The organism is Paenibacillus tundrae (assembly GCF_036884255.1).
GTDB lineage: Bacteria > Bacillota > Bacilli > Paenibacillales > Paenibacillaceae > Paenibacillus.
In genome coordinates this window covers 5,606,198-5,620,733 of the sequence record NZ_CP145605.1, presented here as the reverse complement: position 1 = coordinate 5,620,733, position 14,536 = coordinate 5,606,198, and the positions used below count along the sequence as shown (strand labels likewise).

General features: G+C 45.1%; 15 protein-coding genes. 10 read left to right on the top strand and 5 right to left on the bottom strand.

Annotated features, from left to right (window positions below; translation table 11 throughout):
• Positions 1-200: 200 nt before the first annotated feature.
• Positions 201-1,382 carry a hypothetical protein gene (locus tag V6W81_RS25240; RefSeq protein WP_338540744.1) on the bottom strand — a complete coding sequence of 394 codons (1,182 nt, stop codon included), beginning with the start codon at positions 1,380-1,382 and terminating at the stop codon, positions 201-203.
• A 346-nt stretch (positions 1,383-1,728) separates the two neighbouring features.
• On the opposite strand from V6W81_RS25240, the gene V6W81_RS25235 reads away from it, so the two are divergent.
• Positions 1,729-2,262 (top strand): GNAT family N-acetyltransferase, encoded by a 534-nt coding sequence (locus V6W81_RS25235; protein ID WP_338540743.1) that lies wholly within the window; start codon positions 1,729-1,731, stop codon positions 2,260-2,262.
• A gap of 179 nt (positions 2,263-2,441) precedes the next feature.
• On the opposite strand, the gene V6W81_RS25230 is transcribed toward V6W81_RS25235, so the two are convergent.
• Positions 2,442-3,260, bottom strand: a complete 819-nt coding sequence (locus tag V6W81_RS25230; protein ID WP_056693093.1) for a helix-turn-helix transcriptional regulator — start codon at positions 3,258-3,260, stop codon at positions 2,442-2,444.
• A gap of 243 nt (positions 3,261-3,503) precedes the next feature.
• Here V6W81_RS25230 and V6W81_RS25225 point away from each other — a divergent pair, with 243 nt between their 5' ends.
• Both V6W81_RS25225 and V6W81_RS25220 read left to right on the top strand, forming a co-directional pair.
• Entirely contained in the window at positions 3,504-4,280 is a 777-nt protein-coding gene (locus tag V6W81_RS25225; RefSeq protein WP_338540742.1) for a sugar phosphate isomerase/epimerase family protein, read from the top strand.
• A 57-nt stretch (positions 4,281-4,337) separates the two neighbouring features.
• The gene (locus tag V6W81_RS25220) at positions 4,338-5,357 is read left to right on the top strand and encodes a Gfo/Idh/MocA family protein (RefSeq protein WP_145053526.1); all 1,020 of its coding nucleotides are present in this window, start codon (positions 4,338-4,340) and stop codon (positions 5,355-5,357) included.
• A gap of 157 nt (positions 5,358-5,514) precedes the next feature.
• Here V6W81_RS25220 and V6W81_RS25215 read toward each other — a convergent pair whose 3' ends face one another.
• Positions 5,515-6,465 carry an aldo/keto reductase gene (locus tag V6W81_RS25215; protein WP_338540741.1) on the bottom strand — a complete coding sequence of 317 codons (951 nt, stop codon included), beginning with the start codon at positions 6,463-6,465 and terminating at the stop codon, positions 5,515-5,517.
• A 109-nt stretch (positions 6,466-6,574) separates the two neighbouring features.
• Positions 6,575-7,579, bottom strand: coding sequence for a Gfo/Idh/MocA family protein (locus tag V6W81_RS25210; RefSeq protein ID WP_338540740.1), 1,005 nt, complete (start codon positions 7,577-7,579; stop codon positions 6,575-6,577).
• Between the two features lie 119 nt (positions 7,580-7,698).
• Between V6W81_RS25210 and V6W81_RS25205 the strand changes: the two genes are divergently transcribed.
• The 3 genes from V6W81_RS25205 to V6W81_RS25195 all read left to right on the top strand — a co-directional run bounded on the left by V6W81_RS25205 (position 7,699) and on the right by V6W81_RS25195 (position 9,978).
• A complete protein-coding gene (locus tag V6W81_RS25205) occupies positions 7,699-8,535 on the top strand; it encodes an AraC family transcriptional regulator (protein WP_338540739.1) in 837 nt (278 codons plus the stop codon).
• A gap of 154 nt (positions 8,536-8,689) precedes the next feature.
• Positions 8,690-9,106: an Rrf2 family transcriptional regulator gene (locus tag V6W81_RS25200; RefSeq protein ID WP_338540738.1), complete on the top strand. Its 417-nt coding sequence runs from the start codon at positions 8,690-8,692 to the stop codon at positions 9,104-9,106.
• Between the two features lie 422 nt (positions 9,107-9,528).
• The gene (locus V6W81_RS25195; RefSeq protein ID WP_338540737.1) at positions 9,529-9,978 is read left to right on the top strand and encodes a nuclear transport factor 2 family protein; all 450 of its coding nucleotides are present in this window, start codon (positions 9,529-9,531) and stop codon (positions 9,976-9,978) included.
• 211 nt (positions 9,979-10,189) lie between these two features.
• On the opposite strand, the gene V6W81_RS25190 is transcribed toward V6W81_RS25195, so the two are convergent.
• Positions 10,190-11,560: an MFS transporter gene (locus V6W81_RS25190; RefSeq protein ID WP_338540736.1), complete on the bottom strand. Its 1,371-nt coding sequence runs from the start codon at positions 11,558-11,560 to the stop codon at positions 10,190-10,192.
• Between the two features lie 207 nt (positions 11,561-11,767).
• Between V6W81_RS25190 and V6W81_RS25185 the strand changes: the two genes are divergently transcribed.
• From V6W81_RS25185 to V6W81_RS25170, 4 genes are all read left to right on the top strand, one after another.
• Positions 11,768-12,091, top strand: a complete 324-nt coding sequence (locus V6W81_RS25185) for an ArsR/SmtB family transcription factor (RefSeq protein ID WP_145053538.1) — start codon at positions 11,768-11,770, stop codon at positions 12,089-12,091.
• Between the two features lie 187 nt (positions 12,092-12,278).
• Entirely contained in the window at positions 12,279-12,467 is a 189-nt protein-coding gene (locus V6W81_RS25180; RefSeq protein ID WP_145053540.1) for a hypothetical protein, read from the top strand.
• 115 nt (positions 12,468-12,582) lie between these two features.
• Complete coding sequence (locus tag V6W81_RS25175) at positions 12,583-13,503, top strand: helix-turn-helix transcriptional regulator (RefSeq protein ID WP_338540735.1); 921 nt, start codon at positions 12,583-12,585, stop codon at positions 13,501-13,503.
• A gap of 24 nt (positions 13,504-13,527) precedes the next feature.
• The gene (locus V6W81_RS25170) at positions 13,528-14,526 is read left to right on the top strand and encodes a hypothetical protein (protein WP_338540734.1); all 999 of its coding nucleotides are present in this window, start codon (positions 13,528-13,530) and stop codon (positions 14,524-14,526) included.
• Positions 14,527-14,536: the final 10 nt, after the last annotated feature.

Here is a 14,536-nt window from a genome sequence, read left to right as displayed (position 1 = left end):
GTACAAAAGAATGAATATGAGGTTGATGTTAGAGTACTATGGTTAACTATACAGGTTTGTTGAAGAAGCGTCATGGGGGAGTTCGAAGACTCCAACGTTCCGCAAATGAAAAACCACCACCTCCTGTCGGAGTATGTATCGTACATACATTTTCCGAGGAGATGGCGGCTCTTCTAACGATATTGCTAATTCATAACGTGTTAGTAATCTATTCGTGTCAGGTCGTAATTCATGATCGCTTTTCCCCTAGGGTCCACTACAATAAAATGGGTTCTGTTGTTGAGAATCTCGTAGTTCGTATTTTGATAGAAATCCATTTCCGTTTCAGAGAAGGCTTTAATTACATTCAGATTGGTTGAATCTAATATGTTGATTTCGTACCATCCTCCCTTTTTAACTGTGAACATCAGACTCTGCTGATCTCTTGAGACTTCGATCATTCTCAGGATACGGTTATACCCTGTAGCGAGAGGTTTGTATGATTTGCTTGCCAACAGTTTACCATCTGAAGCATACAGTTTTAATGAATTGTTTTTACCATCCATAAAGAGGAGACGGTTTTGGAGTGTGTAGGTCTCCGTCCGTTCGCTTACATATGGAAGTTTTTTTGTCCATTTTAACTGCCCTTTAGCATTATAGGCTTTGAGGGTTACCGCGTTTTTGACAACGTTTTGAGTAACGATTGTCCCATCCTTTAGTACATTAACAGGAATGTATGATATTCCGTTCTTCGCTGTTACGATTTTTTTTCCTGTAGCAAGATTTAAAATGTATGTATTAGGGTCATCACTATAGGTTTTGGCAAATACATAATCACCTTCTATACCCACGATGGAATACGGCAATGTATATTTTTTGGTTCTCCGGCCGTTAGAGTCATAGTGGTATAAGGTGGCTTTATAATCTTTTGAATGCGAAGCGACATACAGGCTTCCGTCCTTACCCGGATACATGTCACTCTCATAGGAATGATATGCAACATCTTTGTTGAAGGGTAGAGTACCCGTCCATGTTTTCTTACCGGTTGCTAAGTTCATGGCACTGACTTTGTTGTTCTTGTCGAACATGAAAATGTACCCGTCTTCTGAAGGGACAAAATCAAAGTTCTCAAGCTTAGACCATCGGAGATTACCCGACAAAGGATCTATATTTTCTAAATAACGTTTCCCTCCAACCATTTTATAACCAAGTAGGCTCTGATTACCTCGGGAATCCACAACGACCCCAGTGATTATATTCCAAGGGAGACTCCATTCCCCCTTGTCAATGTTGTACACCCATTCGGGCTCCGGAAGATCTTTTGCCTCAGCGGAATTGCCTAGTACCAATAGTGGGCTAATCAAGCTGGCAATAAGCAACGATTTAATAAGCGTCCATTTCAACGTGCAACAACTCCTCTAGTATAGGTATTTTATACTATATCACATAAGGAACATTTTGGAATAATATGTCGAATTATCATATACGTTTATTTCTTGGACAATTGTAGAACCGCATACTTTTGGCGAAAATAAAGATGATATGTCTATCTCTATAGAATATATCAATCTAAGAATAGAAACATTTAATGATCACCTGTGAAAAATGCATGCTACAATGACAAAAACATATCATCCTTAGTACATAACTAGGAATTGTAAAGAGTACTCTTTCTTTAACCTGGAACTTAATCACGATTGAACGATGAATGACTTATTGATCCTGTGAAATTATAGAGGGGGATTAACATTGACAACCAACATAACGGTGGAGCTGGCGCAAGAGAAAGATTATGCGGAGATCGTAGATGTGCTTGTAACGAGTTATACCGAATATGAGCATGCGTTTAACGATAAGGAGCGCTGGGATAAGTATATTGGGGAAATTAGAGAATCGCTTCTTAACCCGTCTATCACACAATTATGGGTAGCTCGGATAGATGGGAGCATTGTAGGCACAGTCCAGTTGTTTGAGACGGCTCAAAAAGCATATGCTGGCTTCGAGTCGCCGATTGATTATCCGTTTATTCGCTTACTTGCCGTTCATCCAGACTGGCGGGGACATGGTGTTGCGCGGGCATTGCTTGATCGGTGCGTCGAATCCGCCAAAACGTTCAATCGTGATTTTGTTTATTTGTATACGAGTCCGAGTATGCTTAATGCCGTAGCGTTGTATCGACGGTTTGGTTTTGAAGAAGATCCGGCCTACCATATCGGGAATGACGAGTTCGGTGCGCTCTGCTTCAGATATCCTACACATGTTCAGCAAGTCAAGAGTGTGTAGCTATTTAGTTGGAAAAGAACTGAACTGGAAAAATGTCTAATTCTACCGTCAGAGTGAGCACTATAACAGTAGGAGAGGACGACACCTAGCCCTACCTTCTATACTTTAGCTTATTTGATTAAGCCACTTAGAGGAGTAAGGCTCTTTGGTGCGTTCAAGAATACTTTCTTAATCTTAACTCAAACGTGCTCTAGATCCATAGGTGGGTGGGACTGCGATTCCCGATATTCCGCAGGTGACATCCCGAAGTGTGTACGGAAGACCCGATGGAAATAGGAATAGCTTGCAAATCCACAGGATTCCGCAATGTGTTCCAATGTCATTTCACTGTATTTCATACGCTCCAGCGCAGCGTTCAGACGAATTTCGATTGCATATTGGATCATGGTCTGACCGTAGTGCTCCTTGAACAAGCGTACTGCACGAGATAGGCTTAGTCCCGCGTATCGTGCTGCCTCTTCCAGTTTGAACGTTACGGTGGCATGTTCCTCGATGAAACGTTTCAGCTTGAGGGCCGAGGAGACGGCACGGTCGGTCTGAATGTTCTCTTTGATAGCACGGTCGATGTATAGGCATAAGCCACGAAGGAGTGCATCGTTCAGCTCTGCGTTTTCCTCGAGAGGTCCACGACGCTTTTCAAGCAGCATGTTCCGCCATAGACTAACCAATTTATCATCTAAGCCGATGCGGCTGAGGGTAGGTCGCGCTGTTTGCCCCCACCAATGATCGATCCAGCTTCCCTCGCAAAATAAATAGTAATCCCCACTCGATAAGCGGCCCTCTTTATGTGGCTCTTCTACGACAAGACGATAATCATCCCCAGGCTTAAGCAAAAGCAGATCGCCACTGGTCATCGTAAATTCCTCATCTTGGATATAGATCTTACATGTGCCTTCGGTCTGCAGACGGAACAAAAAGCTCTGTAAGTTGCCCCTCATATTATGATTGAATGCTTTGTAATGGTAGGAGTAGTCGCAGATCAGTACTGTAGTTTCCATTGGATGTAGTCCTCCTATATGTAGGTGTAGCATGATGCTCCAGAATATGATTCATTCACGTTCATACCGTAAAAGTCACGGTTGGGAGTTAACATGGAAATTCATGTTAACACATGTCAGAAAAATATGATCAAATAGTTCATGGTTTGACGATATTGTATATGTTCATTCTAGCCTGTTTTGCGGTAGGATGAAACCAGATAGAGCAATGAAAGCAAATTCTAGAGCAGAGGTGTAGATATCATGGGAAAACGTAATATTGGATTGCAATTGTTCACACTCCGCGATGAGACTGCAGCAGATTTCCGTGGAACTTTGCGCAAAGTAGCTGAGCTTGGTTATGAAGGCGTGGAGTTTGCTGGATATGGAGATATTCCTGCCGAAGAAATGAAAGCGCTACTAGACGAACTAGGATTGAAAGGATTCAGCAGCCACGTTTCACTGCATGCAATGCGTGAGAACCTGCAACAACAAATCGATTACCTCAAAACGATTGGGGCTCAATATATGATCTGCCCGTACTTGATGCCAGAAGATCGTCCAGAGGACGCAGAAGGCTGGAAGAAGCTATTTGCAGAACTTCAAGGGTATGGGGAAGAGGTTACGAAACAAGGGTTGACCTTTGGTTACCACAACCATGATTTTGAGTTCCATGGCCAGGTTGGCGATGAGAATGCTTTTGACGCGATGTTTACTCAAACGACACCAGAGTCTGTACAGGTTGAGATGGATGTATGTTGGGTTCAGTTTGCGGGACAAAATCCAATCGAGTATATTAATAAATATGCGGGACGTTTGCCGCTGCTTCACTTGAAGGATTTCAGCAAAGACGAACAGGGTCAGATGAAAACACTGGAACTGGGACAAGGTTCGGTTGATCTGCCAGCCGTGATTGAGGCAGCTACCAATGCAGGTGTAGAGTGGCTGATTGTAGAACAGGATGTATGTCAGAATCCACCTCTTGAAAGCGTAGCCAATAGCTACAACTGGCTGAAACAGAATTACTTGAACCAATTTTAATCAGAGCATTAAGCATTCATAACAGACTAATCTACTTGTTAAAGGAGACATTTGTACATGAGTAAAATTAAAGTTGCTGTATTCGGCTGTGGAGCCATTGCCGAGCGCAGACATATTCCAGAATACGCTGATAATGAAAATGTTGAGCTTGTCGCTTTTGCCGATCCGATCGTAGAGCGTGCAGAGAAAATGGCTGAAACTTACGGTGGTAAGGCATACTCCAGCTATGAAGAATTGCTTGCTAACGAAACGGTTGACGCGGTAAGTGTATGTACTCCGAACTACCTGCATGCTCCGATGGCGATTGCTGCGGCGAACGCTGGTAAGCATGTATTGGTAGAGAAACCGATGGCTGTATCGACCGAAGAAGGCGAGCAGATGATCGAAGCTGCTAAGAAAAATAACGTATTCCTTATGGTTGGACACAACCAACGTCTGATGCCTCCTCACGTAAAAGCGAAGGAAATTCTGGATTCCGGTAGACTGGGTAAAGTATTGAATTTCCGTACTTCCTTTGGTCACCCTGGACCAGAAGCGTGGAGTGTGGATGGTGCTGAGAGCTGGTTCTTCCGTAAAGAAGAAGCGATCATGGGCGCTATGGGCGACCTGGGCGTACACAAATCCGACTTTATCCGTTACTTGCTGAGCGATGAAGTATCTGAAGTTGCTGGATTCATCAGCACATTGCACAAAGAAGGTACGAAGGTAGACGATAACGCAACATGCCTGCTTCGCATGAAGAGCGGTGCAATCGGTACTTTGGTAGCTAGCTGGACGCAATATCGCGCAGGAGACAACAGTACTGTACTTTGGTGCGAGAACGGTGTGATGAAGATTGGTACAGTCGATGGTGACGAGGTTATCGTTGAATTGACGAATGGTACGGTAGAGACTTACAAAGTAGGCGCTATGGCTACCAATGAGAAACAAGTACCAAGTGGTGTCATTGATGCATTCGTAGAATCTATTGTTACGAACACACCTCCAAGCATCTCTGGTGAAGAGGGTCTGCGTTCCTTGCAAGTCATCCTGGCTGCCTTTGAATCGGAGAAAACAGGTCAGATCGTAAAACTGTAATACTGTAGACACGTTATTATACCGAAAAAGAAATAGGCGTTCATGATGGTTTATCCCATCTATCATTTATGTCATGAAATATCTCGAAAAGGCTCACTTCCCGTGTTTCTGGGAGTGAGCCTTTTTGTTTCAATAAATAATCTTTATAATGACACAACTACAGAGACGAAGGCTTCGCATCACTGCCAAGATCTAGCCAATTCACTTCTTGAGTGGTTAGGGAGATGCGTGATCCCTCGTCACAGGACAGCAGCTCTGCCTGGTTTTGAGCACCGATAAGTGCACACGTTGGGAAGGATTGATTCAATACATACGCAAGTGCAATCTGAATAGGCGTTGTATTTTTGGCTACAGCCAGCTGCTCAGCTCTGTTCAGTCGTTCCCAGTTGCCGTCACTATAGAACACACGAACCAGATCTGCATTGTCCCGTACTTCTGGTGTGAAGCGACCTGTGAAGAAACCACGAGCCTGAGAAGACCAAGACAACAAAGGCAATTGTGTACGTTCATGCCAAGCTAGCGTCTCTGCATCTGCGGATACACAGCCTGCCCAGAAGGGCTCATTTGCTTTGGCAAGACTGAGATTCGGACTGCTGAACGTAAAACCTTTCAGGCCATGGGATGCGGCATAGGCATTGGCTTCCTCTAGGCGCTGCCAAGTCCAGTTGGATGCACCAATCGCTCCAATTTTGCCAGCTTCAATGTGCTCATTCAGCGCTTCAAGAATCACGCCTACAGCAACATTAGGGTCATCGCGGTGCAAGGCATATAACTCGACATGAGGAGTCTGGAGTCGTTCCAGACTCGTCAGAAGGTCGCTGCGAATGGCATCAGGGTTAACCCGTGGGCCGTCTTGATTGTGGTGAGCACCCTTGGTCAGAATAACAATCTCATCACGGTTGCCGCGTTCCTGCATGTAACGTCCAAGCACTTCTTCACTTTGTCCTCCGCAATAGATATGAGCCGTATCCACGGTGTTCCCACCGATGGACAGAAACGCATCCATATTGGCAGCAACTTTTTCATAAGCGTCATGTACAAAATAGTCCGTGCCTTTAATTAAGCGGGAGATGCGTTTACCCGCACCATCAATCGTAATAAATTCCATATTCACACACCGTCCTTATATATCGTTCGTATTTTGGCTAAACCCATATTTGCTAATGTGATGCCGTTAGGCATGCTTCGTAATCAAAGCGAACTTTTTGAACAACCTCTTAAAGTGTGATTCGTGTACGTTCTTCTGCTGAGCGAAGGCAAGCTTCGAGTACCTTCATGTTGGCTACTGCATCGGCAGGCACGAAGCGCAGTGCTTCACCATGAAGTACAGCGCGTGCCATGTCATCTCCCTGAAGGGAATAGTGATTCACTTGTGGAACAACGACTTCTCTACGATCTCCACCCGAAGTGACGTAGAAGTTAGAGCCTGCATCTGGGTTGCTGATATAAGCAGAAGGTACTTCAATTCGTCCATCTGATCCGAGCACCTCCAGCGTATTGCGGAAGGCAGCCCACATGCTGCTGTCAAACGTGACACCAACCTGGCCATCGAATTCCAGCAATCCTGAAGCCATCATATCCACATGATCATGTTCAGGAGAGAACATGCCGATCACCGTTGCTGCAGTGGGCTCTTGCCCAAGGATTAGACGCGCAGCACTGATAGAATAACAGCCAATATCATAGAGGGCTCCGCCGCCCCATTCCCGTTTGAATCGAACGTTACCGGCCGAACTTGAATTGTTGAATGAAAACGTACTATGAATCCCGCGAACTGTACCAATTTCACCGCTAGCGATAATCTCCTTCATCTGATCATAACGTGGATGATGGCGATACATGAGTGCTTCGGCAAGCTGTACCTTAGCATCCGCACAAGCCTGAACCATTTCCTCGGCTTCCTTCGCAGTCAGCGCAAGTGGTTTCTCGCACAGAATGTGCTTCCCTGCTTCTGCGGCGCGAATTGTCCATTCCCGGTGTAGATGGTTCGGGAGGGGGATGTATACTGCATCGATCGAGTCATCTGCAAGTAATGCTTCATAACTGCCGTAAGCTTGATCTATACCTAGTTGGTCGGCAGTCTGTTTCGCTTTTTCTTCATCCCGACTAGCAATGGCAGTAACCACGTTTAGCTCGGATTGTTGCAGACCCGGAATAACGGAGCGTACAGCAATGCTAGCGCTACCAAGAATGCCCCAACGCAATTTACGATCTGAATTCATAGTTGTATTCCTCCTGTGTATGAATGTATATTGTGATTATATGAGATAGATGAATGAATTAAAATGATAATATATTGATTATAGTTAACACAAAATTGTTGCTTAAGGAGAACCGGTTTATGTTAAGACAGACAACGCTACTGACTCTTCAAAATATCCCCTATTTTTGCTATCCCGAGTCGATTGGACACTACACAGAACACCCCCAACATAACGTTTGGCGTGAGACAGGTGCACTCAATAACTTCAACATTCACTACGTTGCTGCAGGTAAAGGATACGTTGAAGCAGACGGTATCGTGCATGAGCTTCGAGCGGGACAGGCTGTCCTGTATTTTCCGCAACAACAGCAACGATATTACAGTAGCGAGGATGATCCATGGGATGTACGTTGGGTTCATTTTTATGGAGATCGGTTGCATGATTATATGATTGAGCGAGGCCTACACCGTAATCTGTTATGGACGCTGCGTCAGCAGGCTCCGTGGGAAGAAGCACATCTGGCGCTGCTCACCGAAGCGGAACAGAATCGGATGCTACGACCAGCCCAGTTGTCCACGCTCACCTATGCTGTATTGGCGGAGTTCGTTCAGCATGCTGTTCCACTGAAAAATACACGTACAAGCAACGCCGAAAGCCGTGTGCTGGCCTTACTTCCACAGATGCAGCAGGAGGCTTGTCAGCCATTCTTGCTACAGGATTGGGCTGATCTAGCGGGAGTGAGCTCGTATTACTTTTGTAAATTGTTCAAGAGTGCTGTAGAGATGACACCGATGGAGTTCATTACACGATCTCGGTTACAGATGGCGAAGCAATGGTTATTAGAACGGCCAACCGCCAATATTGGACAGATTGCGGAAGAGGCGGGGTATCCGAATGCCAGTTATTTTAACCGTCAGTTTATGGCAAGAGAAGGCATGACACCTACAGATTACCGTGGCTTGTACCATAGTTAGTCATAAAGAGGTTGTTCAAACTGAAAACCGTACTTTTTGAACACGCACTTAAAGTGAATTAACCCTGCGAAGCTGGAGAAGATGGGAAGTTTGACACTGCGTCTAATCAGGTCTATTATGGATAAATTAAATCCGTATATAATGAGGTGCCCTCATGAAATATTCCAAAGCTACGAATTATGCCTTGCATACGATGCTGCATCTTGTAATTACTGAGCCAGAGCAGTTGGTTAGCGTACATCAGCTGGCAGAGCTTCAGAAAGTATCACCTACTTATCTGTCCAAAATCTTGACCAAACTGGTCAAAGCAGGAATGATCGAATCGACCTCGGGAGCAAATGGAGGCTATCGTCTGAGTCGAAAGAATCCAGACCCTTCTTTTCTTGAGATTATTCATGCCATTGAAGGAAAGGCTTCTTTATTTGAATGTACACAGAACCATAACGGCAGTTGTCTGATTCAAAGGGTGATGGTGCATGCGGAGGAGCAGATGGAGGACTATCTGAATAATCGCAAAATGTCGGAGCTAGCTGCTGAGATGAAGGCATGGCATTCTTCCCGAACAGAGTAGTAAAGTCTGGACAAGATGATCGTTTAATACTCCAGCCTACTCTAGATCGCTAGATCAGAGCGTATGATTCACAGGCTGACAGACTGATATCTTCGATCACAGGTTTACGGGCATGATGCATGGTGCAGGTATGTAATTCTTCATAGCGGTTGAGCGTTGATTACAACGCAATAGAAGTCCTAACAAAAAGGTCTAAGCGTAAACAGATAAATCTGCTGTTTCTCTTGGGCTTTTTTTGTAGGGCGAGCTTTCAGACACGGCCTAGGCAAGGATGTTTCAACATATACCTCAGATGGGTAATATGCAAACGTATAGTCTGTCGTTGTGCCTGGTAGGAACCGAATGGTACAATGAATAAGAATTTTATTGCATACATAGCACGAATGATACGAACTTATCTTACATCTCTGGAGGTACAACACATGAGCCAATCAACGATCAATGGATTAGAACGACTGCTTGCACTGGAGAGCATTAGAAATACCAAAGCACGCTATTGCCGCTTTATTGATACCAAACAGTGGGACGCACTGGGTGGAGTTTTCGCTCCAGATGCTGTAGCCGATTTTAGCACAGAAGGTAATCCTATTCCTGTATTGAATGGCCGAGATACAATCGTACAAGTATTCCGGGATCTCGTCGATGTAGCGGTGACGGTGCATCATGTACATAGCGCCGAAGTAGAATTTGTATCTGAGAACGAAGCAAAAGTTATCTCACCTATGGAAGACTGGGTGACTTTCCCTGAAGGCAATGGGAATACATCATTTCACGGGTTCGGGCATTACCATGAGACATTTGTGAAGATTGATGGAGAATGGTACATTCAGCATACTAGTCTGAAACGCCTTCGTCTGGATATGTTTGAATAGTTTAATATCTGATCTTCATTTGGTTTTCCATATGGATTAGAAATCACAAACGCCATGAGTACATGATATGTACTTATGGCGTTTTGTTATGTATATCTACGAGCGAGTACTCGCGTTACATTGTAAAAAGCCAGGTGAATTTCCATATGGAATTCCCTGGCTTAGAATGTCGTGTGCTGTAATTGTATTAAAAGATGTTCACATTTTAGAATCAGGCTGTCGTTTTCTTGCGTGATTGCATCCGTAAGTACAACTGAGAGAAGATTACCGCTGCAAGTGCAACAACTGTCATGCCCCAGAAAATACTGCTATATGCGGAGGACAGTGTCCATTGTTGCATAGCCGTCAAGGCAACACCTGTAACAGCTACACTGAAGGCGCCGCTGAAGAACTGGCTTAATTGGAACAGCCCCATGCCTGCACCAACCTGATCCATCGTTAGGTTGCCAGACAGTTCATTAGATACGCTGGTTGTCAGCGCAGAGAAGCCCACACTAAGCAAAATATATACCGCCATGATGGCGTAAATGCTGTTATGAGCAAATAAGGCGAACAAGCCAGCCGCTGATAACAACAACCACGGTGCAAATTTCAGCAAGAGTGTATTACCATGTCGGTCAATCATGCGGCCGATCCGATTGGACAGCAACATCGATACAACTGCACCAGGGAAGATGACTAAGCCAGATTGAGCCGGAGTCAGTGCATATAAATGAGCCAAAATCTGTGGCAGTAGAAACAAGGTAGAGAAGTTATTAATGTACGATACAATACCCAACGAGCTGAGAATCATATATTTTTTGTCACGGAACAGTGCAGGCTGTACGAATGGATCGACTGCACGGCGAATTCGTAACCAGAATAGCAATAACGCCGCAACACCCACGACAATGGTTATCCATTCTCTTGAGGTGAGGAATAACAGAATACCTGTTGTACCAATGGCAAGCAGAAGCGCACCGAGCAAGTCAAACGAACCTTTTTTCGGCATCTCACTTGGGAGCAGTTTGAAGAATACAGGGATCAGGAATAGGGATAATCCAGTCACGATAAATAGATCATGCCAACCTAGAAATTGCGTGATGCTCCCGCCGATAACCGGCCCAAGTCCAAGACCAAGAGAACTGGCAGACATAATAACAGCCATTGATTTACCGCGGCGGTCACTTGGGATATATCGAGTAATAAGAACGATAGCTAGTCCTGGAATTGATGCCGCACCCATCGCCTGAATCAAACGCGCAACGAGCAAAACAATAAAGTGATTACTGAAAAAACCGAGAACTGACGCAGCGCCGAGCAAGGTAAGCCCGGTTGTAAACAAGGTGCGAATCGGCACAAAGTCCGATAGACGTGAGAATGTAATGGAAGAGATGGCAAAGACAATAGAGTAGCCTGTAACAATCCATGATGACGCAACGGATGAGAGCGTGAATTCGGCTGCGATTTTGGGCAAGGCGAGATTGAACATCATCGTGTTCATCACGACGAGTACAACCGTGAAGCCAAGCAAGCTGACGATTAACTTTTCTTGTAGTCCAGAGGTTTGTTCTCCGGATGGTGCAGTTACCGTGCTGTTCATATAAAACCTCCTGTAATTTTGTGTTTCGCAACATTTCAGAAACTACGTGTAACATTTGCAAAATGTGATATGATGTTAACCCCTGCCTAACCGCATGGGTACATTAACGTAATGAATAAATAAAGTTCGATTGGTATCGAACTTTAGAAATATATCATGAATCTGTGCTAAAATACAATGGATAGTCTGAAAAAAGGAGACTACATTATGAAAATATTGCATCATCCTCAAGTGGAGGATATCGGGCTTTCTTCCGTGTTGTACGCTTTAAGTGATCCAACACGTCTTGGTATTGTTGCAGAGGCCGCTAGAAGTGGAGAACAGCCTTGCAGTCATTTTCATGCGCCTGTTGTAAAATCGACCATGTCGCACCACATTCGAACATTGCGAGAAGCAGGCGTTATTCGAGTGAGAGTGCAGGGAACGCAGCATTTCCTCACCTTGAGAGCGGAAGATCTGGAAGAACGTTTCCCAGGGCTGTTAGAGCCTTTATTACGGGCAGCATCTCAAACGAATAGCGACCACGCCTAGAATCTGTCCTTTCTTCAAGTTGAAGAGGGGGCATTTTTTATTGCATTCCATTCGGATGTGTCTCCGATTTCGCTTAAGGGTATCTTGCACCGCGTTTACGCAAACTGCTGCGACATTCTGTGTCGTACCATGACCTCTATAATAACGGTGAACAGACCAAAACTTATTGAAAAGAGGTTCACAAACGTTGGCAAAAACCAAAAGAGGACGCGTGCTGTGGAGTCTTCCATCCAGAGGACGCGGAACATGTCCGGTATGCGGCAGTACACGTATCAAATTGTTGTATACCCAAACCAAAACAGACGGCACGATGTTGAAAGTATGCAAGAAATGTTCAAAAGCAGTACAGTCCAGAGTGGATCAGGTGACTGTATAACGCAGCGCAGCCTGTTCGATTGAACAGGCTCTGTTGGTGTAACAGGCAGGATTGGAATTCAGTGGAATGCTCTTATAATAGAAGGAGTGAGCTTAAGCGAAAAGGAGGTGGGAAGATGAGCAATATGCATCGTATTCACTGGTTTGACGAGCAGATTCGGAGTGGGCGTTTTCCTAATAGTGGCTGGCTCGCACGAGAATTCGAAATCTCGCGTCGACAAGCGCAGCGGGATATTGAATATATGGCAATCTCCCTACGTGCTCCTTTATTATACATGGCGAAGTATCGTGGATATTGTTATGAGGATCAGACTTACCGTCTGCCCCATTTATATATGACAGAGGAAGAGCAGCAGGTGTTGAAATATTTGGCACATCGCTATCGGCATTACGATTATGAGCAGGCAGATTCGGTGAAACGTGTCGCGCATCTTCTAGAGCGTTTTACGTTGGAGGAACATCCTACAGGACCAAGGAAACTTCCCGTATTTACAGCACAACCGAAACAACTGCAATGGCATGAATTGTTGACCCATGCCATTGCTGATTCGTGCCGAGTGCACATTCATTATAGGGATCATAGCGGGGAAAGGCAGCTCTCCCTGTGTCCTCTCAAGTTGATCTCACAGTTTAACGCTGATTATGTGATTGGTTATGAAACCGATCCTGTACAGCAAATGACCATTCGGTTGGAAGGCATCATTCATATGTCAGTCTCGGAGGAGAGATTTGAATACAAGGCTGATGCTCTGCTCAGTGGGTGGGAAGAGCCATTGCCCGTTCGTAAACCGTTTGTAGCGGAGATTCGTTTGAAGGAAGGACAACATTTAGAATTATGGCATGGGTATCCGGTTCGGGATCGGCAGGATCAGATTTATTGTATTGAATTTCATGATACGGATGCGTTCCTCCAGCATTTGTTTCGTAGCGAGTGGGAGGAACTATTGTCGCCAGGTTGGCTGAGGAAAAAGCTCCAGCAACGTGCAGAGCAATTATTGGATAGATTAACGGTTCAGCGGGAAGCAAATGTGGAATAGACAGCGTAGAAAGGAGGTCTTGTCTTGGCTGAAGTCATGTTAGATCACTTCAAGATGAAACGGGAATCCAAATCGTATGTGGATGGCTTGCATGCCATATTGACCCATACGGGTCAGTTTCATGGCTCCAAATATATGCTCGCTGGATACACAGGCATGGCTTTTAAACTAGCAGTGCATCAGCAGTTACTTCCCATGTCAGTTACAGCCTACGGACAGTGGGGAGAAGCGCATCGACCCGGCATTGATAATCTGGGTATCTTCACCATCTGGGATGGTGGACGTACACGACACTCTACATTCAGTTATTACCAACAGGATGCTGTGAATTGGGTGAAACGTAGTCTAGATGAGGGTAGAGGCGTAATTTACTGGATTCCTGAATTCGGTGTCATTCACGGTTATGATGACGATGACCGAATTTTCTATGTGCAGGATGGATGGAGTGAGGAATCCCAGATACTATTGTATGACAATTTTGGGCTGAACTTCACGGGCTTCTGGTATTGTCAGATATTCGGAGACCAAGTCCACATGGCAGAACAGGAGATGGTGTTGGAATCCTTACGACTGGCGATCGAGGATTGGGATACTCCTTATCGTCTGTTGCCTGATCGTAATATTGCTTCTGGCAAGCTGGCTTATGAGGTGTGGGTGCAGGCGCTGCAACGTACAGATTACGATGCATCAGGAGCAGCTTATATTTTGGATGCCTATTGTCAGTCCCGAACTGAGATTCAGAAATATTTACACGATGTACGAGGGTTATGGGACGAACTGAATCAGGCGCACACATGTTATGAACAGATTGGAGTATTGAACCACGAGATGCAAACATGCATCGTTCAGCAAGAAGGCAGACGGATTCTACGCCAAGACACAACCGAGAAGCTGGCACACGTATTGTTGAAGGCGAAGGCGCTGGAGGCGCAAGCCATGGATTATTTTCGAATGATCTCCTTCCGATACCCTGACCGTAAACGCTCTACAGTACCAAGATGGGGAGCACATTCAGCCAGATAGGAGGGAAGTG

Coding starts and splice junctions, on each gene's coding strand:
- V6W81_RS25210 (WP_338540740.1), bottom strand. CDS start 7,579: ATGAATTCAGATCGTAAATTGCGTTGGGGCATTCTTGGTAGCGCTAGC.
- V6W81_RS25230 (WP_056693093.1), bottom strand. CDS start 3,260: ATGGAAACTACAGTACTGATCTGCGACTACTCCTACCATTACAAAGCA.
- V6W81_RS25175 (WP_338540735.1), top strand. CDS start 12,583: ATGAGCAATATGCATCGTATTCACTGGTTTGACGAGCAGATTCGGAGT.
- V6W81_RS25195 (WP_338540737.1), top strand. CDS start 9,529: ATGAGCCAATCAACGATCAATGGATTAGAACGACTGCTTGCACTGGAG.
- V6W81_RS25205 (WP_338540739.1), top strand. CDS start 7,699: ATGTTAAGACAGACAACGCTACTGACTCTTCAAAATATCCCCTATTTT.
- V6W81_RS25200 (WP_338540738.1), top strand. CDS start 8,690: ATGAAATATTCCAAAGCTACGAATTATGCCTTGCATACGATGCTGCAT.
- V6W81_RS25220 (WP_145053526.1), top strand. CDS start 4,338: ATGAGTAAAATTAAAGTTGCTGTATTCGGCTGTGGAGCCATTGCCGAG.
- V6W81_RS25225 (WP_338540742.1), top strand. CDS start 3,504: ATGGGAAAACGTAATATTGGATTGCAATTGTTCACACTCCGCGATGAG.
- V6W81_RS25190 (WP_338540736.1), bottom strand. CDS start 11,560: ATGAACAGCACGGTAACTGCACCATCCGGAGAACAAACCTCTGGACTA.
- V6W81_RS25185 (WP_145053538.1), top strand. CDS start 11,768: ATGAAAATATTGCATCATCCTCAAGTGGAGGATATCGGGCTTTCTTCC.
- V6W81_RS25215 (WP_338540741.1), bottom strand. CDS start 6,465: ATGGAATTTATTACGATTGATGGTGCGGGTAAACGCATCTCCCGCTTA.